The sequence below is a fragment of the Paraburkholderia sediminicola genome, from assembly GCF_046026895.1.
GTDB lineage: Bacteria > Pseudomonadota > Gammaproteobacteria > Burkholderiales > Burkholderiaceae > Paraburkholderia > Paraburkholderia sediminicola_C.
In genome coordinates this window covers 84,887-105,091 of the sequence record NZ_JAQQEU010000001.1, presented here as the reverse complement: position 1 = coordinate 105,091, position 20,205 = coordinate 84,887, and the positions used below count along the sequence as shown (strand labels likewise).

Below are 20,205 nucleotides of genomic sequence, written 5' to 3'. Positions count from 1 at the left end.
TCGCGCCCGCTTTACAATCGAGCATCAGCTAGTCGACAGCCACGGATCACCATGTCACTCCATTCGAAGAAAGAACAGATTCACACGTTGCAGGAGCAGGGCTTTGTCGTGGTGCCGGGGTTGGTGTCGCCCGAGCGTTGCGCGGAACTGAAGCAGATCGCGCAGCAGCAGTTGCAGGAAGCGGCCGCGCCGATCGAGTTCGAAGCGGATCTGCAATACCCCGGAGCGCCGTCGTCGAGAACCTCGCCGGGCGGACATACTGTGCGGCGGTTACTGGATGCATATGGGCGTCATCCGGCGTTCGCGCAGTGGGCCACCGCGCCGGAAATTCGCGGCTGGATGGAGTTGTACTTCGGCGAAGAACCGCGCCTGTCGCGCGCGCATCACAACTGCATGATGACCAAGCATCCCGCGTATGGCAGCTTGACCGGCTGGCATCGCGACGTGCGCTACTGGTCGTTCGAGCGTGACGACCTGATGTCGGTGTGGCTCGCGCTCGGCCCGGAAACGGTCGATAACGGCGCGCTATGGTTCGTGCCGAAGTCGCACAGCGCCGCGTTCACCTCCGAGCGTTTCGACCAGGCCAAGTTTTTCCGCTCCGATCTGGAAGAAAACCAGATGTGGATTCGCAGCGCGGTGTCGCCCGAATTGAACACCGGGGACGTGGTGTTCTTCCACTGCAATACGCTGCATTCGGCCGGCAAGAATCTCAGCGATCAGGTGAAGTTTTCTCTGGTTTACACCTATCACGGCGCGAGCAATGTGCCGTTGCCGGGTACGCGGTCGGCCGCGAAGCCTGAGGTGGCCTTTTAGATTTTTATCTGCGGTGGCGCTGATTCACGTTCATGCCATGGGGCATAAAGCCCCGCGCAGAACCGCGAGGCAAGACCAGCGCCACACAAGTTCACGATCCCGCGAACAATCACCGCTTGCGGCCGGACATCGCCACGCCCGTCAATCCGGCGAGCGTCGCCACTACGCCTGCCACGATCAGCATGATCGCCTTGTTGCTCGGCGAACCGGTGAACACGCGAGCGACATCGCTGCTAACCGAGTTGAACGCCTGTCCGCCGAAATACAGCAACACGATACCGCCGACAATCAGCGCGATTGAAATCGCCTTCGTCATGTAGTCCTCCCATCTGCTTTGACCGGCCAAAGTGTAGGGGAGGCGCAACCAGTCGTCCATCCCGCATACTGGGCGTCTGCACGCATCGCGTCGATTGGCTAACATAGTGGTCTGGCCGCACTTCGACACAAACCTCTAAAGCGGCATGCCTCCCGCAACGTGTGATCGTCTCACGCCCGCATCGGCCGGGCGACTTCACCAACAAGGACATTAGCAATGGCTTACGAAGCAGCTTCAGAACGCTATTCGGACATGCAGTACCGCGTCTGCGGCAAGTCGGGTCTCAAACTGCCGGCGCTGTCGCTCGGCTTGTGGCACAACTTCGGCGACGCCACGCCGATCTCCACCCAGCGCGACATCCTGCGCACGGCGTTCGACCTCGGCATCACGCACTTCGATCTCGCGAACAACTATGGCCCGCCGTACGGCAGCGCGGAGACGAATTTCGGCCGCCTGTTCAAGGACGATTTCAAACCGTATCGCGACGAACTGCTCATTTCGTCGAAGGCCGGTTGGGACATGTGGCCGGGCCCCTACGGCCAGGGCGGCGGCTCGCGCAAGTACGTGCTCGCCAGTCTCGATCAGAGCCTGCAGCGCATGGGCCTCGACTACGTCGACATCTTCTATTCGCATCGCTTCGATGCCGACACGCCGCTCGAAGAAACCGCCGGCGCATTGGCGAGCGCCGTGCAGCAAGGCAAGGCGTTGTATATCGGCATTTCGTCATACTCGGCCGCCAAGACGCTCGAAATGACGAAGCTGCTCGCCGAGTACAAGGTGCCGCTGTTGATCCACCAGCCCGCGTACAACATGCTCAACCGCTGGATCGAACACGAACTGCTGGATACGCTGGAGAAGGTCGGCGCGGGCGCAATCGCATTCACGCCGCTCGCTCAGGGGCTGCTGACCGGCAAGTACCTGAACGGCGTGCCGGCCGACGCGCGGGTCAACAAGCCGGGCGGCGGATCGTTGAAGCAGGAGCATTTGAGCGCGCAAAACATCGAGCACGTGCGCAAGCTCAACGACATCGCGCAGCGTCGCGGACAGAGTCTTGCGCAAATGGCGCTCGCGTGGGCATTGCGCGATCCGCGCGTGACGTCGGTGCTGATCGGTGCGAGCCGTGCGGAGCAGGTGCGTGAGAACGTCGGCGCGTTAAAGAACCTCGCGTTCTCGAAAGAGGAACTCGCGGAGATCGATCGCTACGCCACCGAAGGCGGAATCAACCTGTGGGAAAAGCCATCGACGGATCAGGCGATCTGATCCGTGTGACCCACACCGCGTGGAAATAACCGCGTGGAAATAAAAAACGCAGGAAGCGAAAAAGCCGCCCAGGAGGCGGCTTTTTCTTTCGCTACACCAGCGCGGGCAGACCTTCGACCAGCACGACCGCGACCACCACGCCGAGCAGCGCGCCTAGCACGCGCAGCGCGTTGTGCCGTAGTTCCGTCTTGCACGGAAGCGCGCCGACAAACAGGGCACCGGCCAGAGCCATCGGGATGACCAGAATGAAATCGCCGAGCGTGAAGTAGGTCGTCATATTCGTCTCCTTATGTATTACCCGCGCGGGGCCGGCTCGGTATGGGGAGCCTGGTTCCGTTCGCGCTCGATTTGAGTATAGGAGACAGCGGGATCGAAATAACAGCCCTTCGCGGCGTGGCGGCGACTTTTCGCAAGCCGCTGAACCCAGTGCGGCAAGGGCCGTCGTGATTGGCGCAGCGCAGCAAACAGATCGAAAAAAGTGAAGTGTTTGCTTACGCCGGCCTTACTCTTTGGCGATTTTCCATGCGCACTGGGTCACGGCTTGCCGAGCGCGCAGGCTACGCGTGGGCTTGTTCGCGTCCGCGCAAACGCCTCGCCGCAACCAGTCCGATAATGAGCAGCGCGCCCACGAGCCCTGCGACGCCATTCCATCCGTGACCGGCCCAGACATGGCCGCCGTATGAACCGATCACGCTCGAACCGATGTAGTACGCGAGCAGATACAGCGCGGCGGCCTGGCCCTTTGCGTCCTTGGCGAGGCGTCCGACCCAGCCGCTCGCCACCGAATGCCCGGCAAAAAAACCGAACGTCACGCACGCGATGCCGGTTGCGATCATCGCTAGCGGATGCAGCATCGTGAGTGCGAGACCAAGCACCATCAACAGCAGACTGCCGGTCAACACGCGAGCACGGCCGAACGTGTCGGCCATGCGGCCCGACCACGGCGACGCGGCCACGCCGGTCAGATATACGACGAAGATCGCGCCGATCTCCGTCTGATTCAGTTGGTAAGGCGGCGCGAGCAGCCGATAGCCGATGTAGTTGTACAGCGTGACGAAGCTGCCCATCAGCACGAAGCCGAGCAGGAACAGCCACGGCAGTCCCGGCCGCGTGAATTGCCTGAGCAGCGCGGCGCGATGATGCGCGAAGCCCAGCCCGCGACGCGGCACGAAGTGACGCGAGGGCGGCAGCAGCGCGCGAAACGCGAGCATCGACAGCAGACCCAGCACGCCGATCGTGCCGATCGCCACGCGCCACGAAAACAGATCCGCGACGACGCCGGTAATCACGCGCCCCGCCATCCCCCCGATTGCGGTGCCCCCGACGTAAAGACCCATCGCGAGACCGAGCCCATCCGGATGCACTTCCTCGGCGAGATAGGCCATCGCAACGGCGGGCACCCCGCCGAGCGCGAGCCCTTCGAGCGTGCGTAGCACGAGCAACTGATGCCAATGCGGTGCGATCGACACCCCGATGGTCAGCAGGGCCGACACCGTGAGCGACAACGTCATCAGTTTGTGACGGCTCCAGCCTTCGGAGACGAAGCCGGCGACGAACACGGCGAGTGCGAGCGCGGCGGTGGTGAGCGAGAGCGACAAACTGCTTTGAGCCGGCGTCACGCCGAACGCCGCGGAAAACGATGGCAGCAATGGCTGCACGCAATACAGCAGCGAGAAGGTCGCGTAGCCGGCAAACAGCAGCGCGATGCTGGCGCGCCAGTACGCGCGCGTGCCCCGTTCGAGGTACGGAACGTCGGACACGGTGGCAGTGCGGGGAGCAGCAGGCGAAGAAGGAGCAGCCGAGGTAGCAGTCCGGTGGGATTCCGGCGGCGGGGTCACGAGAAAAATCTCCTTGGGAAACGCGAAATTCACAAAGGAGTTAAGGATACGCTGAAATAAACGAGCGGGCCGGCAAGCCGTGCAGCGCCGCCCGCTCGTTTTTCTCTTCTCGCAGTGAACCGACGGCCGAAACCAATAGTTGAAATGGGCAACTACCCATGTGCCGCCGCATCGCTGGCCGGCGCGGACGGATGCACGATCTGTTCGTCGCTCGGCAGGTCGGACGCATTCCAGCCGCCGCCCAGCGCTTTGACGAGCGCAACGCTCGCGGCCATCCGGCGGCGCGCGATGGAGACTGCGTTGCGCTCGTTGGTCAGCGAAGTCGTTTGCGCGACGACCACGTCGAGATAAGTGATCGCGCCGTTTTTGTAGCGGTCCGATACGACCGCCAGCGCGCGCTGCGCGGCGGCCACCGCGTCGTCCTGCGCGGCGGCTTCCTGTTCGAGCACGCGCAGCGCGGCGAGATTGTCCTCGACCTGACCGAACGCGCTCAGCACCGTCTGCCGGTATTGCGCGACGCTTTCGTCGTATTGCGCGCGAGCCTGTTCTTTAACGGCTGCGCGTCCGCCGAAATCGAGCAGTGTGCCCGCGAGCGTCGGCCCGAGCGACCACAGCCGGCTCGGCGCGAGCAGCCACTGACTGTAGTTGGTCGCTTCGAGCCCGCCCGTCACCGACAGAATCAGGTTCGGGAAAAACGCCGCCGTTGCCACGCCGATCTGCGCGTTCATCCCGGCGACCTGCCGCTCCGCGGACGCGATGTCGGGCCGTCGTTCGAGCAACGCCGACGGCACGCCCGCTTCCGCAACCACGGGCACGGCCGCGAGCGGCGCAACCGGCAGCGAGAATATGGACGGCGCCTGACCGATCAGAATCGCGATCGCGTGTTCGAGTTGCGCACGCTGCACGCCGAGGTCGAGCGCTTGCGCCTGGGTGGTCTTCAGCTGCGTCTGCGCCTGCGCGACATCGGCGTCGGTGGCGATGCCGCCGGCGTAGCGATGCTGCGTCAGATCCAGCGCTTCGCGGTAGGCCTTGATCGTGTCCTCGAGAAGCTGACGCTCCTGATCGAGTCCGCGCAGCTCGAAGTAGTCCGTCGCGAGTTCGGCTTGCATCGACAGGAGCACGGCTTGCGCGTCGGCGGCGCTGGCCTGCGCTTCGGCCTTCGCGCCCTCGACGCTGCGCGACACGCGGCCCCACAGGTCTGGTTCCCACGAGGCGTCGGCTTGCACGAGGTAGTCGTTTAGCGTGAGGCCGGCGGTCGATTTGTGCAGCACGTTCTCCGAGGTCCGCGCGCGCGAATACGCGGCGTTCGCGGTGACCAGCGGGAAGAAGCTCGACCGGTATTGCGCGACCGTCGCGCGGGCGGCGCGAAAGCGCGCTTCGGCGGCTTGCACGTTCTGGTTTGCGTTCGCGACCTGCTGTTCGAGCGCGTCGAGCGAGGGGTCTGAGTAGATGCTCCACCACGCGCCGCGCGTAAGCGTGTCGGCGGGTTGCGCGGGCTTCCAGCCGGTGCCTTCGAGTTCCTTGTACGTCGCCGCGGTGGGCGTGGGCGGCTTCACATAGTCGGGGCCGACAGTGCAAGCGGCGAGGGCGACGGTCAGCGCGAATGCCGACGCGCGCATGCCGGTGCGCACGGAGCCACGCATGAGCCCGCGCGCCACGAGACGAATCTTCGCGGCGGCCGGTCGCGGCGTGACATTGCGGCGCGAGGCTCGCGCGTTCATGACGAAGCCCTCGCCGATGGCAGCGCGCTGGCACGAATGATCGGCGGTTCCGATTCCGAAGTCGAAGCGTTCGCGGTTTTCCCCTCGCTTGCCGCCGCGCTGGAGGTACCCGTTGCCTCTTCGCCCTTCGCCGCCGCACCCGTAGCACCAGCCGCCGAACCCGAAGCGCCGGCTGCCGCACCGGAAGCCCCTGGCGCTCCTTCCGCTTTACGCGGCACGATCCGCACCGGCGCGCCATCGACGATCGAGTCCTGCGGATTCAGGATCACCTGCTCGTCGCCGCGCAAGCCGGACGCAATCGCGACGCGCGTGCCGAAGTCCGTGCCGAGCGACACGGGCAGCAGCTTCACTTTACGTTGCGCATCGACAGTCGCGACCTTCACGCCATCCGGCCGGAACAGCAACGCGTTACCCGGCAGCGTGAACGGCGCCGCGCCCGCGCCCAACGCGAAATGCACCTGCGCATACGCGCCGGGCAGCAATTCCCCATTGCGGTTGTCGACATCGACTTCGACCAGCATGGTCCGTTGTTGCTGATCGACGGCGCCCGCGGTGCGCGCCACCGTGCCAGGATAATGCCGCGACGGCGTCTCGGTCAGCGTGAGAAACGCCGTCTGCCGCGCGCGCACCTGCTGCGCGTAGGCTTGCGGCACGTTCACATACACGCGCAGCCGATCCGCCTGCGCGACATGAAACAGCTCCTTCGCCGGGCCGCCCGCGCTGCCCGCATCGATCAGCGCGCCGACGTCCACGTTGCGCGCGGTCACCGTGCCGTCGAACGGCGCGTAGACCTTCTGGAACGACTGCGTTTTCTCCAGACGCGCGACGTTAAAGCGCGCCGCATCGAGCGTGGCCTTCTTGGCGAGCATGTCGCCGACCTTCTCGTCGGTCTCCTGCTTCGACACTGACTTGCTCTTCAGCATTTCAGTCCAGCGATCGGCGGTGCTTTTCGCGAGCGCATAGTTCGCGTTGGCATTAGCCAGATCGGCGCGGGCGGCGCGCAGTTGATCGTCCACTTCCGGCGTGTCGATTTCCGCGAGCAACTGACCGCTTTTCACGCGCGCGCCGATGTCGGCGTACCACTTCTTCAGATAGCCGTTGGTGCGCGCGTAGATCGGCGTGTCGAGAAAGGCCTGCACGTTGCCGGGCAGCACGAGATCGAGTCCGGCCGACGACTTCTGCGGCTGCACGACTTCGACGCTCATCTGGCTCGTATGCTCGGCATCGCGTTCGAGCGCCGCGTGCGCGGTGTGACGCGACCAGATGCCCTGGACCGCGAGCGCGATGACCACCACCGCCGCCACGACGATGACCCAGTGCGCGCGCCTCGCCTTCGCGGGATCGCGCGCGCTGCCGGAACCGTCTGGACGTTGTGCTTCCATCAAACTTCCCCTGTGAGTTTGCGTGGGCAGTCGATGCTGCCTCTTGTGTTGCACGCCATACGCGCCGCACGCCGCGTCATGGCTTGTTCACCACATGTTCGGCCGCCCGCTGGCGCCGCGCCGCGAGCCGCCGGTAGATCATCGAGAACACCACCGGCACGAAGATCAGCGTCGCCACCGTGCCGACCGCCAGGCCGCCGATCACCGCGCGCCCGAGCGGCGCGTTCTGCTCGCCGCCTTCGCCGAGCCCGATCGCCATCGGCACCATGCCGATCACCATCGCGAGCGCTGTCATCAGCACCGGGCGAAAACGCGTAAAGCCCGCTTCGACCGCCGCGCGCGTCGCGTCGCCATGTTCGAGCAGGCGTTCGCGTGCGAAGCTGATGACGAGAATCGAGTTGGCGGTCGCAATGCCGATGCACATGATCGCGCCCGTCAGCGCGGGAATCGACAGCGTGGTGCGTGTGAGGAACAGCATCCACACGATGCCCGCGAGCGCGCCCGGCAGCGCGGTGATGATGATGAACGGATCGAGCCACGACTGGAAGTTCACCACGATCAGCAGATACACCAGCAGCACCGCGAATACGAGACCGGCGAACAGGCCCGCGAACGAATCGTTCATGGTCTGCACCTGGCCGCGGATTTCGATGGTCGAGGTTTTGGGCAGATCGGCGCGGGCGTTGTCGACGATCTTGCGGATGTCGTCGGAGACGCCGCCGAGGTCGCGGCCGTCGGCGGTGCCGAAGATGTCGAGGGTGGTCTGCGCGTTGTAGTGCGTGAGTACCGCATTGCCGGCTTCACGCTTCATCGTCGCGAGCGAGCCGAGAATATTGCTGCGGCCGTTTGCGTTCAACGGAATGTTCGCGAGCGATTGCAGCGAATCGATCGTGTATTGCGGCGCTTCGGTGATCACGTTGTAGCTGACGCCGTTGTGCGGATTGAGCCAGAACGTCGGCGTGGTTTGCTGGCTGCCGGACAGCGTGATCAGCAGATTGCTCGCGATGTCGCGTTGCGAGAATCCGGCTTGCTGGGCGCGTGTGCGGTCCACGTCGATGAAGATGCGCGGCAGGTCGGCGGGCTGCTGGATACGCACGTCCGCGAGACCCGGCACCGTGCGCAGACGGTTCAGCAGCTGCGCGGCGAACACGCGATTGCCGGCCACCTCGCGTCCGACGATCTGAATGTCGATCGGCGAGGGCATGCCGAAGTTGAGTGTCTGGCTGACGATATCGGCGGGCAGGAATGCGAACTGCACCCCGGGGAATTCGTCGGTGAGCGTGCGCCTCAGCGTGCGCACGTAATCGGCGCTCGGGTGATGATCGGGGTTGAGCGTGATCAGCACGTCGGCATCCGAGGTGCCGATCGTGCCGGTGTTGCTGTACGAGAGGTTGATGCCCGAGACCGGCAAGCCGATGTTGTCGATGATCGAATGCAGCTCGTCCGGCGGGATCAATTGACGAATCCGCGTATCGACGCGGTCGGTCACCACCGCGGTTTCCTCGACCCGCATACCGGTTTTGGCGCGCAGATGCAGCGCGATCGTGCCTGCGTCGACGGCCGGGAAAAAGTCGCGTCCGAGAAACGGCATCAGCAGCATCGACGCGCCACAACAGAGGAGAAACAGTGTCACGAACAGGCCCGGCCGCGCGACGCGCGCTTCGAGAAACCCGCGATAGCGTTCGCGCACGCGCTCAAAACCGCGCTCGAAAGCGTAGTGCACGCGCATGAACGGATTGCGCGTTTGCGCCGGCGCGTGATGCAGGTCCGCTGGTTTGTGGTGATAGCGCAGCAGGTATTTCGCGAGCGTCGGCACGAGCGTGCGCGAGAAGAAATACGAAGCCAGCATCGCGAACACCACGGCCTCGGCGAGCGGGATGAACAGATAGTGCGCGACGCCCGTCAGCAGAAACATCGGCACGAACACGATGCAGATCGACAGGGTCGATACCAGCGTCGGAATCGCGATCTGGTGCGCGCCGTCGAGAATCGCCTGTTCGAGCGTCTTGCCCTGTTCCAGCTGATGGCTGATGTTTTCGATCGCCACCGTCGCATCGTCGACCAGAATCCCGACCGCGAGCGCGAGCCCGCCAAGCGTCATGATGTTGATGGTTTCGCCAAGCAACGACAGCGCGATGATCGACGTGATCATCGACAGCGGAATCGACACGGCGATGATCAGCGTCGCGCGCCAGTTGCCGAGGAACAGCAGAATCATCAGACCCGTCAGGCACGCGGCGATCAACGCTTCGCGCAGCACGCCCTGCACGGACGCCCGCACGAACAGCGACTGATCGGCGACGGGGTCGATATTCAGCGATGCGGGCACGAGATTGCGCAGCGTCGGCATCATCTTCTTGATGCGGTCGACGATATCGAGCGTGGACGTGTTGCCGCTTTTGTTGATGGTCAGGAGCGACGCGCGCTGGCCGTTCACGCGCACGACGTTGGTCTGCGGCTGGAAGCCGTCGCGCACGTGCGCGACATCGCGGATATAAACCGTGCCGTTGGCCGTCGAGCGGATCGGGATGTTGTTCAGGCCGGCCAGCGAATCCGGGCTGCCGTTCATTTCCACTGAGTATTCGGTCGAGCCGATTTTCGCGGTGCCCGAAGGCAGGATCAGATTTTGCGCGCTGACCGCGTTGACCACGTCGAGCGGTGAGAGATTGCGCTCCTGCAGTTTGCGCGCATCGATATCGACCATGATCTGCCGTTGCTTGCCGCCGTAGGGCAAGGGCGCGGAAGCGCCGGGCACGGTGGCGAGTTGCGTCTTCAGGAAGTTATTGCCGAAGTCGTACAGCTCCTGCTCGGTCAGCGACGCCGACGACAGCGCGAGCCGCAGGATCGGCACTGTCGACGCGTTGTAGCGCAGAATGAACGGAGGCGTGATGCCGGGCGGCAGCGAGCGCAATTGCGCCTGCGACAGCGCGGTGACTTCGGCGAGCGCTTCGTCGATATTCGCGTGGGGTTGAAAAAAAATCTTGATCACCGCGATGCCGTTTAACGAAGTCGATTCCGTGTGCTCGATATCGTTGACCGCTACCGACAGCCCGCGCTCGTAGTTGAGCACGATGCGCTTTTCCATCTCGTCGGCGGGCAGGCCGTTATATGACCAGATCACCGAGAGAACCGGGATGTCGATATTCGGGAAGATGTCGGTCGGCGTGCGCAGAATGGTCAGCGGCCCGACGATCAGCAAAAGCAGGGCCAGCACGACGAACGTATACGGGCGCCGCAGCGCGAGACGAACGATCCACATGGCTAGTGCGCCCGCCCTGAATCACGGACGCCGGTGCCGCTCGCGCACAGATTGCCGCGGCTGCGAGGAGCATGGCGCGTGCCGCGACGGCATGCGGGCACGGCGCGCGGATTAGGCGAATCGGCCTGACGGTGCACGTTTTTGATATCCCACCCCAGCAGGGTTTATGATGGTCTCGTTACGACGTTTTACGCCCCAGATCATCGGTCGCGCGCAGCGTAAATGGAATAGGGCGAAACGACGGTTGAACAGCCTTTTATTCGCGCTTTTCAAAGCCCCGTAAAACGGGAACAATGACTCGAACCTCTCACGCGTATCACGCGCGGCAGATTGGGTGCGTACGCAACGTTAGCGGCGAAGCGGCGCTTTTATCATCACCTTGACCGGCATGAAATCATAAAGCCGGCTACGGGAGAAACGGGGAAATATCATGCAAATCGGTTCCATTGTCCGGTCGGTGCATATCGCCGTGCCGCAAGGCGCGCGCGGAATTGTCATGCGCATTCTTGGCGACATGGCCATGGTGGCGTGGTATGCCGGCGAACCCGGCGTTTCGCCGCACCTGAATACTGAGCCCTTCTTCCTCGAAGACCTGATCGATACGGGCGAGCAGGTGCGTCCGTCGAGCGCGCAGATACATTGAAAGCAGTTTGATTTCGAGGTGTGAGCAAGTTGTAATCACGCATTCTGAACCGTCGCCCTCGTCTTTGACGGCGGCCCGGCGCACAATGCGGGCATGAACGACGACAATCCCGACTCACAGCACACGGCGCGCAGCGCCGTGCCCTTCGCCCGGCTCCAGCCGGAAATCGTGCTCGATGCGCTCGACAGCGTGCTCAGCACGGTCGGCGTGCGCACCGATGGCCGCATGCTGCCGCTCAACAGCTACGAAAACCGCGTGTACCAGGTGGGCGTCGAAGACGGGCCGCCGGTGGTCGCGAAGTTCTATCGTCCCGAGCGCTGGAGCGATGCGGCCATTCTCGAAGAGCATGCCTTCGTCGCCGATCTCGCCGCGCGCGAAATTCCGGCGGTGCCGGCGCGCGCGTTGGAAGGCCGCACGCTGCACACGTTCGACGGTTTCCGCTTCTCGATCTTCGAGCGCCGGGGCGGCCGCGCGCCGGACCTGGACAGGCGTGACACGCTCGAATGGCTGGGGCGTTTTATCGGCCGCATCCACGCGGTCGGGCAGACGCTCGACTACAGCGAACGTCCCACCCTCGACATTCATACCTTCGGCTACGAGCCGCGCGACTTTCTGCTCGCGCAACGTTTCATCCCCGAGGACGTGCGCGCCGCGTGGGAAACCGTGGTGAATCTCGCGCTTGAGGGCGTCGAGCGCGCGTTCGAGCGCGCCGGCGAGATCCGCATGCTGCGCATGCACGGCGACTGTCATCCGAGCAACGTGTTGTGGACCGACGCGGGACCGCATTTCGTCGACTTCGACGACAGCCGCATGGGTCCGGCGGTGCAGGATTTGTGGCTGCTGCTGCCGGGCGAGCGCGTCGAGGCGTCGCGTGCGCTGGCGGATCTGCTGGCCGGTTACGAGGACTTCTGCGAGTTCGAGCCGCGCGAACTGTATCTGGTCGAAGCGTTGCGCACGTTGCGGCTGATCCACTACCAGGCGTGGCTCGCGCGTCGCTGGGACGACCCGGCGTTTCCGGCGGCGTTTCCGTGGTTCAACACGCAGCGCTACTGGGAAGAGCGTATCCTCGAAATGCGCGAGCAGATCGGCGCGATGCAGGAAGGGCCGCTCTGGCCGGTATGAGCGAGGCGTTGCTGCTGCACGTCGCAGCCATGCGCCTCATGGCGCCTGCGACGCCACACTCGACGATTCCACCAGCGTCGACTTCACGATCACCTCGGCGCGCACGTCGCGCCCAATCGCTTCGATCGCGGGACGCATCCGTGTGAAGTCGTCGGGCGTGCAGACTTCGCTATCGAAATGAGTGGTGCCGTCGCGCGTCATCGTGATTACGTTGGTGAGTGGATCGAACGCGTATTGCGACTGGAAATCGACGAAGCGGTCCTGGGTTCGCTTCGCTTCCGGCATGTCGAGCACGCGAAAATTCTCCGGTAACTCGATGCGCGCGTGTTCATGCATCGTCAGGTTGTGACAGATGAACGGCTGCGAGCGCTGCCGTTCGCCGAGCCAGTAGCGAGTGTCCGCCTCGACGCCGCCGGCGAGGCTCGTCAAGACCGGAATCGACGCCGCCGCGCCCGGCACCACCAGACTTTCCAGCGTGCCGCTCATCGTGAGCGTGAGCGGGCCGTCGGCCACGGTGAGATCGCTGGTGCTGAGCGTGGCGGTGCCGCGCAGATTGGCGCTGCGCAACTCGGCCTCGATCGACTCCTCGCGCTGCGCGGGTGTTTGCGTGCGCAAACGCGCGCGCGCCTGCTCGGCGAACGGGCCCACGTCTTCCATGTGATAGGTGAAACTCGCCGAGCCATCCGGCTCGACCTTGATCGACAGATCGGTGCTGCGCGTCATCAGCGCAGTGGCGGGCGTACGGGCGAGCACGCCCTGGCCGATCAGCACGGTCGGCCGGTCCATATCCGACGACGGCAGAAAACCGAATTCCACATTCGATGCGGTCGAATCCGCGTATTGCTGCAGATCGGGCAGCCACGTGATCACGTGATTGATCACGCCATAGCCTGGTACGCTCGGCAGCGTGTAGATCGTGCCGCTGCTGATCAGCGCCGGCTCGTTGCGCACGCCGACCGCGTCGAGCAGCGCGCGGTATAGCGCGACGTGGTCCTTGCAGTCGCCGTAGCGGTTCGCGAGGACCGCGCCAGCGCCGTGCGGCACCACGGCGCCGCGTCCGACGTTGATCGCCACGTAGCGGACATTGCGGCGCATCCAGTCATACAGCGTCTTGGCCTTGTCGCGCGGCGCGTGGTCGTGCGCGGTTAGCTGCTGCGCGAGCCGCGCAATGGCGGCGTCGTGTTTGCCGGGTTCCACTGATGATTCGCGGTAGGTCGCGGCGAAGGCGGCGTAGTCGGGAAAGGTCGATACCATCAACCGGTCGCCATATGACACGTAGGCGATCGAACCCTGCTCCAGCCGGCTGAAATGCACCTTGTCATAGCGATATTCGTAGCGCGTGCGGCCGTCGCGCGTCACCGGTTGCTGGGCGGTGAAACCACGGGCGTCGGCGTACAGCGGTTTGTCGGCGGGCAGATCGTAGATCAGCCGGAAATTGCGGGTCGGCGCGAGATCGGGCGGCGTGAAGTCGCTGAACTGCCCGGGCACGATCGGCTGCTTCTGCGTCTTGCGATAGGTGAGATGCACGCGCGCGCCCGGCTCCACGGCAGGGAACACGATCACTTTTTCCTGGATGTCCTGGAACATCGGCGCGTCGAACGAGCGGGCTTCCTGCACGTCGCGAATCTGCTCGGGCTGCACGTCGTGACGCACGCCATCGGCCGTGGTCGTGTAGGCCTCGAGAATTCGCACGTCCGCCATGTTGCGGTTGAACCAGACGTATTGCTGTGCGACGCGCGCGACACCGGCTTCGTTGTTCACGCGCAGCGTCATTGAATCGAGCTTGGCGTAGGAGCCGTCGGCGTTGACGGTAAAGGTCTGCGTTTCGCCCTCGTTGGTGTACGGATCGTCCAGCTTGGGCGCCCCATCCGCGCTGGCGACGAGGATGCCGGCAAGCCAGCCGAACGGGGCAAGACAAACCACCGAGGAGAGTCGCATAGCAGGCAGGTATCCGAACGATAACGTTGGCGGGATCTGCGGCTAGAGTCGGTTTGCGCCGCATGCATGTCAAGCGGCTGCCAGACGTTGAGATTGAGCAAAAAGCCTAGATGTGTAATGATAGTCGTTATCAATTGAAAGGTATCGCCAGCCATTTGTCACGTTTCTCCTCCTCTGTGACTGCCAGCCAGCCTCTCAACCGGACGGCCCGGACCGCAAGCCGGGTCGTCCGCCTTTCCTTTTCAACACTTCTTGACCGCTGCTGGGTGAGCGCGCGTTGGCGCCATGCGCCGGCAAAGGCTTGAGTCGCCGCGCCTGGAGCCCGATGTGAACGCGCCTGAATCGATCGAAATGAAACCTGCCGCCGAGCGCGGCACGCCCTACACCGTTCACGCGCCGGAACCCAACCATCATCTGATGGACGACGCCGAGCGAGCGGTGCGGCGCCAGCGTTCGCGGCGCGCGACGTTCATCAAGTGGTTGCGCAAGGTGCATGGCTGGGTCGGCTTGTGGGGCGCGGTGCTGGGCTTGATGTTCGGTGTGACGGGGTTTCTGCTGAACCATCGGGGCGGCCCGCTGAAAGTGCCCACCGGCGAGCCGCAGGTCGAGGAGATGCAGATCCCCGTGCCGCAAAAACCGCTGCATTCGCCCATGGAAATGGCGAAGTGGCTCAAGAGCGAACTGAACATCGACGGCAAGCCGGGACGGACGAAGCGCGAGCCGGCGCACCCGGTGGCGTGGGGCGATCGCAGCACGATGCTGCCGGAACTGTGGCAGGTCGGCATCGTTGGGCCGTCGCAAAGCGTGCAGGCGGAGTACTGGGTCGGCAACGGGTTTGTATCGGTGAAACGCACGCAGAACTCGTTTCTCGCGACGATGAACAATCTGCACAAAGGCGTGGGCTTGAGCGTCGGCTGGGTGCTGTTGATCGACACGATCGCGGGCAGCCTCATTCTGCTTTCGCTGACCGGTGTGCTGCTGTGGACCGAGCTGAATAAGCGCCCCGTGGTTGGCGTCGTGCTGATCGGCGGATCGGTGATTGCGGCTGTGGTCTGCGGATTGATGTGAGCGGCGGGTTTGCGCCGCGCGGCATCGGCTCGCGCCGCACTCGCAAACCTTCCATCACACGCTACAAGCCGTCCCGCCTGAAGCGGCGATCTCCCGTGCCGCCTTCGCGCCTTCGACCTGCAGCAGCGTAGGCAGTGACACGCCGTTTTTGGCCGCCGTCACTTCGGCAAGAATGGAGACGGCAATCTCGGGCGGCGTCCGGCTACCGATATAAATCCCGACCGGCCCATGCAGGCGCGCCAGTTCGCTCTCGTTCAGGTCGAACTCCTTCAGCCGCTCGCGCCGCGCCTGGTTATTCCTTCTCGAACCCAATGCGCCGACATAAAACGCCGGTGTTTTCAGTGCTTCCATCAGCGCGAGATCGTCGAGCTTCGGGTCATGCGTGAGCGCGATCACCGCGCACCGCTCGTCGAGCTTCATGTCGATGACGGTATCGTCTGGCATGGTCCGCACGATCTTCGTGCCCGGGATGTTCCACTCCTCGGTGTACTCCTCGCGCGGATCGCACACGGTCACCTGATAGTCGAGCCCCACCGCGATGTTGCACAGATACCGCGACAACTGCCCCGCGCCGATCACCAGCATCCGGTAACGCGGGCCGTGGATTGTCAACAGGCGCGCGCCGTCGAAATGCACGCCGTCGGTTGCGTGCGCATCGCCGAGTTGCACCGCGCCCGTGGTCATGTCGACTTCGCGCGCCACGAGGCGGCCGCTCCCCACCGCGTTGCACAGTTCGGCGATACCGCTTTGCCTCGTCAATGGTTCGAGCACCAGCTGGATCGTGCCGCCGCAAGGCAGCCCGAAGCGGTGCGCCTCTTCCGCCGTGATCCCGTACTTGACCGCTTCCGGATGGGTCTGCTCGATGCCCCTCTGCCGCACGCGGTCGATCAGATCGTCTTCGATACAGCCGCCCGAGACCGAGCCGACGACGAGTCCGTCGTCGCGGACCGCGAGCATCGCGCCTTCGGGACGGGGCGACGAGCCCCATGTCTTGACCACCGTCACCAGTAGCGCGCGATGTCCGTCGTTCAACCAGCGTGCGCTGGACTTCAGGACTTCGAGATCCACGCTGTCCATGATCTTTTCCTCTTCGTTGCATCGGCGCCGGACTCGGCGCTGGTGGCGTCACTCGATTCCGCATCGGGCTGCGCGGGTTGGGCGGGTGCAGTGTCATCGCCGGCCTGCGCGGTTTCAGTCTCACCCTGTCCGGCGACCTGAGCACCGAAGCGCTTGAAGAACTCGCCAGCGATTTTACGCGCCGCGCCATCGACGAGCCGCGAGCCGATCTGCGCGAGCTTGCCGCCGACCTGCGCGCTCGCCGTGTACGTGAGCTTCGTCGCGGTGTCGCCGTCGGCTTCGAGCATGACGCGCGCATTGCCCTTTGCGAAACCCGCTGCGCCGCCCTGGCCTTCGAACACGATATTGTATGCGTTCGGCGCGTCGATGTCGGTCAGCTGCATGCGCCCCTTGAAGCGCGCCTTCACCGGACCGACCGCGGCGCTCAGCGCCACCAGATACGCGTTCTCACCGTCCGGGTCGATGCTTTCGCAACCGGGGATGCAGGCGCGCAGGATCTCCGTATCGTTCAGCGCTTCCCAGGTGCGCTGCTGCGAGATCGGCAGCGAGTGGGTTTCGGTCAGTTCCATGAGGTTGCTCCTGCTGTCGTCGTGGCCGCGAACGTCGGACGAGGCGCGCGCGTGAGTTGCGCGAGGTCGCGGCCGAACGCAGCCAGGCTGTCTAGATTATGAACCGGACGATGCGCGTCGACATACGGCAGGATCGCCTGCACGCCGCGCGCCTTCGGAGAAAAGCCGCTGAAACGCAGCAGCGGATTGAGCCATACGATGCGGTGCGCGAAGCGGCGCAGGCGCGCCATCTCGGTGTCGAGCAGGTCGATGGCTTCATGATCGAGTCCATCGGTGACGAGCAGCACCGTGGCCCTGCCGGTCAGCACGCGCCGTGCCCAGCGGCGGTTGAATTCGGCGAGCGCCGCGCCGATGCGCGTGCCGCCCGACCAGTCGACCACCAGATCGGCAAGCGTTGCGATCGCCACGTCGGGGTCGCGCTCGCGCAGCGCGCGTGTCGCGTTGGTGAGGCGCGTGCCGAACAGGAACACCTGCAGGCGTTCGCGCGACTGCAGAAGCGCGTGACAGAAATACAGCACCGCGCGCGAGTAGCTGCTCATCGACCCGGAAATGTCGAGCAGCAAGACGAGAGGCGGCTTGCGCTCGACCGCCGCGCGATATTTCCAGACCGTCCAGTCGCCGCCTGCACGCACCGCGTGCCGCGCGCTCGCGCGCAAGTCCGCAAGCGTGCCGTGCGACGCGGCTTTCAGACGGCGCGTCCGCTCGGTCGCAAGCGGCAGCCGTTGGCCACGGATCAGATGACGCAGGGTGCGCCATTCATCGGCGGAAAGCGTGTCGAAATCGCGATGACGCAGCCGCTCTTCGGCACTGAACGTGACGTGCGCGTGCAACTCGTGCTGTTCGGTCGCCTGCGGCGCGTTGCGATGCGGCGAGGGCGGCACGCGCACCGCGAGCGCATCGGCGAGACGATTGTTGCGCTTGGGCGGCGGCAGTCCGTCGCGGACTTTCGGCAGCAGCAGCGCGCGCAGCTTGCCTTCCCAGTCGGGGTCGCGCCAGAAAAGATCAAACGCGGAGTTGAACAGGTCGCGTTCGTCGGGCGCGGACACCAGCAGCGCGGCGAGGGCGGCGCGCACGTCGTCGCGACGGTCGAGGTCGATCCAGTGCAAGCCGGCGAGTGCGTCGACGGCTTGGGCGGGCGACATCGGCAAGCCCGCGCCGCGCAGCACGCGCACGAAATGGACGACGTTGCGGGCGAGCGTGGGAGTGTCGTCGAGCGGCGCGGCGGGTAGGGCCGAGGTTGTGCTCGAAGTTCGCGCGCCTCTCAGATCCGCTTGCGGGTCTGAGTCGGCGGCATCGCTATTGGTTGCGTCGATTCGGTTCGTCATGCTCACTATCCCGGTGTCGCGAGACACTGCGCGATCTGCGCGGCATCCACGCGCGCCAGATCGTCCTGATACTTGAGCAGCACGCCCAGCGTGTTCTGCACCGATTGCGGATCGAGTTCCGTCACCGACAGCGCTTCGAGCGCGCGGCACCAGTCGATCGTTTCGGCGATGCCCGGCGCCTTGAACAGATCCATGCCGCGCAGCCGATGCACGAAATGGACCGCGCGCCGCTGCAACTCGGCCGATGTCTGCGGCGCCCGCGCGGCGACGATTTCCAGTTCGCGATCGCGCTCCGGATAGCCGATCCATTGATACAGGCAGCGGCGTTTCAGCGCATCATGCACTTCGCGGGTGCGGTTCGACGTCATCACGACGAGCGGCGGCTGCGCCGCGCGCACCGTGCCGTACTCGGGAATCGATACCTGGAAGTCCGAAAGCAGTTCCAGCAGGAACGCTTCGAACGGCTCGTCGGCGCGGTCGATCTCGTCGATCAGCAGCACGCGCCGCGCGCCGGGGTGGTTTTCATCCGGCATCAGCGCTTGCAGCAGCGGCCGCTTCAACAAGAATTCGCCGCGATACAAGGTGTCGTTGTCAGGCCGCTCGCCGGCGGCTTCGGCCAGACGCAGCGCCATGATTTGCCGCGGGTAGTCCCACTCGTAGAGCGCGCTGGCCGTGTCGAGCCCCTCATAGCACTGCAGCCGCAACATCGTCGTGCCGAGCATGCCGGCCGCGGCCTTGGCGAGCTCGGTCTTGCCGACGCCCGGCTCGCCTTCCACGAACAATGGCCGCTCCATGCGCAACGCGAGATACAGCGCAGTCGCCAGTTCGCGGCTGGCGAAATAGCGCTGGGCCGCGAGTTGCGCGAGGGTGTCGTCGATTGAAGCTGGCTGCATGGTGGTCCTGAATCTGCGCGTGCGTGTTGGGCCGGTGAAAGGTGACGCCCGTGAAGCGCGAAGCGGGCCCACGCGCGTTGCTTCGCATGTTTGCGTGTTCACGTGTCATAGCGAACGGGGCTGACGTGCCTGAGAAACACGCCACGTCAGCCGCCAATAGCAAGGATCGCTAAGCGTTCGCCTTGGTTACTGCGCGAGCGGCCAACACCGGAATCAGATGCGCGCGGTACTCGGCGCTCGCGTGCATGTCGGTGTTCAGATCGGCGGACGGCACGCTGACCGCGCGTGCGGCGTCCGGCGTGAAATCCGCCGACAGCGCGCTTTCCAGTTCCGGCACACGAAATACCGAACTCGCCGCGCCCGTCACCGCGACACGCACGCCGCTCGCGAACTTCGCGACGAACACGCCGACCAGCGCGAAGTGCGATGCGGGATTGCGGAATTTCTCATACGCCGCGCGTTCCGGCACCGGAAACTCGACGGCGACGATCAGTTCGTCGGGCGCCATCGCGGTCTCGTACATGCCGACGAAGAAGTCGCTCGCCGTGATGCGCCGCCGGTCGGTGACAATGGTCGCGTCCAACCCCAGCGCCGCCGCCGGGTAGCAGGCCGCCGGATCGTTGTTGGCGAGCGAGCCGCCGATCGTGCCGAGCGCACGCACCTGGCGATCGCCGATATGCGCGGCAAGATCCGCAAGCGCAGGTGACACGCGCCGCAGCTCCGCGTGATCCGCGACGTCGGCATGACAGACCGCCGCGCCGATCGTCACCGTGTTTGCGTCGACGCTGATCGACTTGAGCGCCGCAATCCGCGTCACGTCGACCAGTTGCGACGGCTGCGCGAGCCGCAGCCGCATGGTGGGCAGCAGGCTTTGGCCGCCGGCGAGAAACTTCGCGTCGCTGTCGGCGGTGACGATGGCGGCGGCCGCTTGCGGATCCGTCGCGCGTTGATACTCGAATGAATACATGTCGAATGCTCCGC

General features: G+C 64.7%; 17 protein-coding genes. 5 read left to right on the top strand and 12 right to left on the bottom strand.

Annotated features, from left to right (window positions below):
• Positions 1–51: 51 nt before the first annotated feature.
• Positions 52–813 (top strand): phytanoyl-CoA dioxygenase family protein, encoded by a 762-nt coding sequence (locus tag PQR02_RS00470; protein WP_408223841.1) that lies wholly within the window; start codon positions 52–54, stop codon positions 811–813.
• Positions 814–922: 109 nt separating this feature from the next.
• On the opposite strand, the gene PQR02_RS00465 is transcribed toward PQR02_RS00470, so the two are convergent.
• Positions 923–1,129 carry a DUF3185 family protein gene (locus tag PQR02_RS00465; RefSeq protein ID WP_408223838.1) on the bottom strand — a complete coding sequence of 69 codons (207 nt, stop codon included), beginning with the start codon at positions 1,127–1,129 and terminating at the stop codon, positions 923–925.
• 216 nt (positions 1,130–1,345) lie between these two features.
• On the opposite strand from PQR02_RS00465, the gene mgrA reads away from it, so the two are divergent.
• Positions 1,346–2,389: an L-glyceraldehyde 3-phosphate reductase gene (gene mgrA, locus PQR02_RS00460; protein ID WP_408223835.1), complete on the top strand. Its 1,044-nt coding sequence runs from the start codon at positions 1,346–1,348 to the stop codon at positions 2,387–2,389.
• A 91-nt stretch (positions 2,390–2,480) separates the two neighbouring features.
• Here mgrA and PQR02_RS00455 read toward each other — a convergent pair whose 3' ends face one another.
• The 5 genes from PQR02_RS00455 to PQR02_RS00435 all read right to left on the bottom strand — a co-directional run bounded on the left by PQR02_RS00455 (position 2,481) and on the right by PQR02_RS00435 (position 10,589).
• Positions 2,481–2,666: a hypothetical protein gene (locus PQR02_RS00455; RefSeq protein ID WP_408223832.1), complete on the bottom strand. Its 186-nt coding sequence runs from the start codon at positions 2,664–2,666 to the stop codon at positions 2,481–2,483.
• Between the two features lie 280 nt (positions 2,667–2,946).
• Positions 2,947–4,149: an MFS transporter gene (locus PQR02_RS00450; protein WP_459252051.1), complete on the bottom strand. Its 1,203-nt coding sequence runs from the start codon at positions 4,147–4,149 to the stop codon at positions 2,947–2,949.
• Between the two features lie 230 nt (positions 4,150–4,379).
• Complete coding sequence (locus tag PQR02_RS00445) at positions 4,380–5,870, bottom strand: efflux transporter outer membrane subunit (RefSeq protein ID WP_408224622.1); 1,491 nt, start codon at positions 5,868–5,870, stop codon at positions 4,380–4,382.
• Positions 5,871–5,944: 74 nt separating this feature from the next.
• Entirely contained in the window at positions 5,945–7,330 is a 1,386-nt protein-coding gene (locus tag PQR02_RS00440) for an efflux RND transporter periplasmic adaptor subunit (RefSeq protein WP_408223826.1), read from the bottom strand.
• Positions 7,331–7,406: 76 nt separating this feature from the next.
• The gene (locus PQR02_RS00435) at positions 7,407–10,589 is read right to left on the bottom strand and encodes an efflux RND transporter permease subunit (RefSeq protein ID WP_408223823.1); all 3,183 of its coding nucleotides are present in this window, start codon (positions 10,587–10,589) and stop codon (positions 7,407–7,409) included.
• Positions 10,590–11,019: 430 nt separating this feature from the next.
• Between PQR02_RS00435 and PQR02_RS00430 the strand changes: the two genes are divergently transcribed.
• Both PQR02_RS00430 and PQR02_RS00425 read left to right on the top strand, forming a co-directional pair.
• Positions 11,020–11,232: a hypothetical protein gene (locus PQR02_RS00430; RefSeq protein ID WP_149668694.1), complete on the top strand. Its 213-nt coding sequence runs from the start codon at positions 11,020–11,022 to the stop codon at positions 11,230–11,232.
• Between the two features lie 93 nt (positions 11,233–11,325).
• On the top strand, positions 11,326–12,354 hold the full coding sequence (locus PQR02_RS00425) for a serine/threonine protein kinase (RefSeq protein WP_408223819.1): 1,029 nt from the start codon (positions 11,326–11,328) through the stop codon (positions 12,352–12,354).
• A gap of 36 nt (positions 12,355–12,390) precedes the next feature.
• On the opposite strand, the gene PQR02_RS00420 is transcribed toward PQR02_RS00425, so the two are convergent.
• Positions 12,391–14,292, bottom strand: a complete 1,902-nt coding sequence (locus PQR02_RS00420; protein ID WP_408223816.1) for a DUF3857 domain-containing transglutaminase family protein — start codon at positions 14,290–14,292, stop codon at positions 12,391–12,393.
• A gap of 327 nt (positions 14,293–14,619) precedes the next feature.
• On the opposite strand from PQR02_RS00420, the gene PQR02_RS00415 reads away from it, so the two are divergent.
• Positions 14,620–15,360: a PepSY-associated TM helix domain-containing protein gene (locus PQR02_RS00415; RefSeq protein WP_408223813.1), complete on the top strand. Its 741-nt coding sequence runs from the start codon at positions 14,620–14,622 to the stop codon at positions 15,358–15,360.
• Between the two features lie 54 nt (positions 15,361–15,414).
• Here PQR02_RS00415 and PQR02_RS00410 read toward each other — a convergent pair whose 3' ends face one another.
• The 5 genes from PQR02_RS00410 to PQR02_RS00390 form a co-directional block, all read right to left on the bottom strand.
• Positions 15,415–16,437 carry an XdhC family protein gene (locus PQR02_RS00410; RefSeq protein ID WP_408223810.1) on the bottom strand — a complete coding sequence of 341 codons (1,023 nt, stop codon included), beginning with the start codon at positions 16,435–16,437 and terminating at the stop codon, positions 15,415–15,417.
• On the bottom strand, positions 16,410–17,006 hold the full coding sequence (locus PQR02_RS00405) for an SRPBCC family protein (protein ID WP_408223807.1): 597 nt from the start codon (positions 17,004–17,006) through the stop codon (positions 16,410–16,412). Before PQR02_RS00405 ends, PQR02_RS00410 begins: the two co-directional genes overlap by 28 nt.
• On the bottom strand, positions 16,997–18,331 hold the full coding sequence (locus tag PQR02_RS00400; protein WP_408223804.1) for a vWA domain-containing protein: 1,335 nt from the start codon (positions 18,329–18,331) through the stop codon (positions 16,997–16,999). The genes PQR02_RS00405 and PQR02_RS00400 overlap by 10 nt, the downstream gene beginning before the upstream one ends.
• 5 nt (positions 18,332–18,336) lie before the next feature.
• Positions 18,337–19,224, bottom strand: coding sequence for an AAA family ATPase (locus PQR02_RS00395; protein WP_408223801.1), 888 nt, complete (start codon positions 19,222–19,224; stop codon positions 18,337–18,339).
• A 169-nt stretch (positions 19,225–19,393) separates the two neighbouring features.
• A complete protein-coding gene (locus PQR02_RS00390; RefSeq protein ID WP_408223798.1) occupies positions 19,394–20,191 on the bottom strand; it encodes an FAD binding domain-containing protein in 798 nt (265 codons plus the stop codon).
• Positions 20,192–20,205 lie beyond the last annotated feature (14 nt).

Coding starts and splice junctions, on each gene's coding strand:
- PQR02_RS00470 (WP_408223841.1), top strand. CDS start 52: ATGTCACTCCATTCGAAGAAAGAACAGATTCACACGTTGCAGGAGCAG.
- PQR02_RS00465 (WP_408223838.1), bottom strand. CDS start 1,129: ATGACGAAGGCGATTTCAATCGCGCTGATTGTCGGCGGTATCGTGTTG.
- mgrA (WP_408223835.1), top strand. CDS start 1,346: ATGGCTTACGAAGCAGCTTCAGAACGCTATTCGGACATGCAGTACCGC.
- PQR02_RS00455 (WP_408223832.1), bottom strand. CDS start 2,666: ATGACGACCTACTTCACGCTCGGCGATTTCATTCTGGTCATCCCGATG.
- PQR02_RS00445 (WP_408224622.1), bottom strand. CDS start 5,870: ATGCGTGGCTCCGTGCGCACCGGCATGCGCGCGTCGGCATTCGCGCTG.
- PQR02_RS00440 (WP_408223826.1), bottom strand. CDS start 7,330: ATGGAAGCACAACGTCCAGACGGTTCCGGCAGCGCGCGCGATCCCGCG.
- PQR02_RS00435 (WP_408223823.1), bottom strand. CDS start 10,589: ATGTGGATCGTTCGTCTCGCGCTGCGGCGCCCGTATACGTTCGTCGTG.
- PQR02_RS00430 (WP_149668694.1), top strand. CDS start 11,020: ATGCAAATCGGTTCCATTGTCCGGTCGGTGCATATCGCCGTGCCGCAA.
- PQR02_RS00425 (WP_408223819.1), top strand. CDS start 11,326: ATGAACGACGACAATCCCGACTCACAGCACACGGCGCGCAGCGCCGTG.
- PQR02_RS00420 (WP_408223816.1), bottom strand. CDS start 14,292: ATGCGACTCTCCTCGGTGGTTTGTCTTGCCCCGTTCGGCTGGCTTGCC.
- PQR02_RS00410 (WP_408223810.1), bottom strand. CDS start 16,437: ATGGACAGCGTGGATCTCGAAGTCCTGAAGTCCAGCGCACGCTGGTTG.
- PQR02_RS00405 (WP_408223807.1), bottom strand. CDS start 17,006: ATGGAACTGACCGAAACCCACTCGCTGCCGATCTCGCAGCAGCGCACC.
- PQR02_RS00400 (WP_408223804.1), bottom strand. CDS start 18,331: ATGACGAACCGAATCGACGCAACCAATAGCGATGCCGCCGACTCAGAC.
- PQR02_RS00395 (WP_408223801.1), bottom strand. CDS start 19,224: ATGCAGCCAGCTTCAATCGACGACACCCTCGCGCAACTCGCGGCCCAG.
- PQR02_RS00390 (WP_408223798.1), bottom strand. CDS start 20,191: ATGTATTCATTCGAGTATCAACGCGCGACGGATCCGCAAGCGGCCGCC.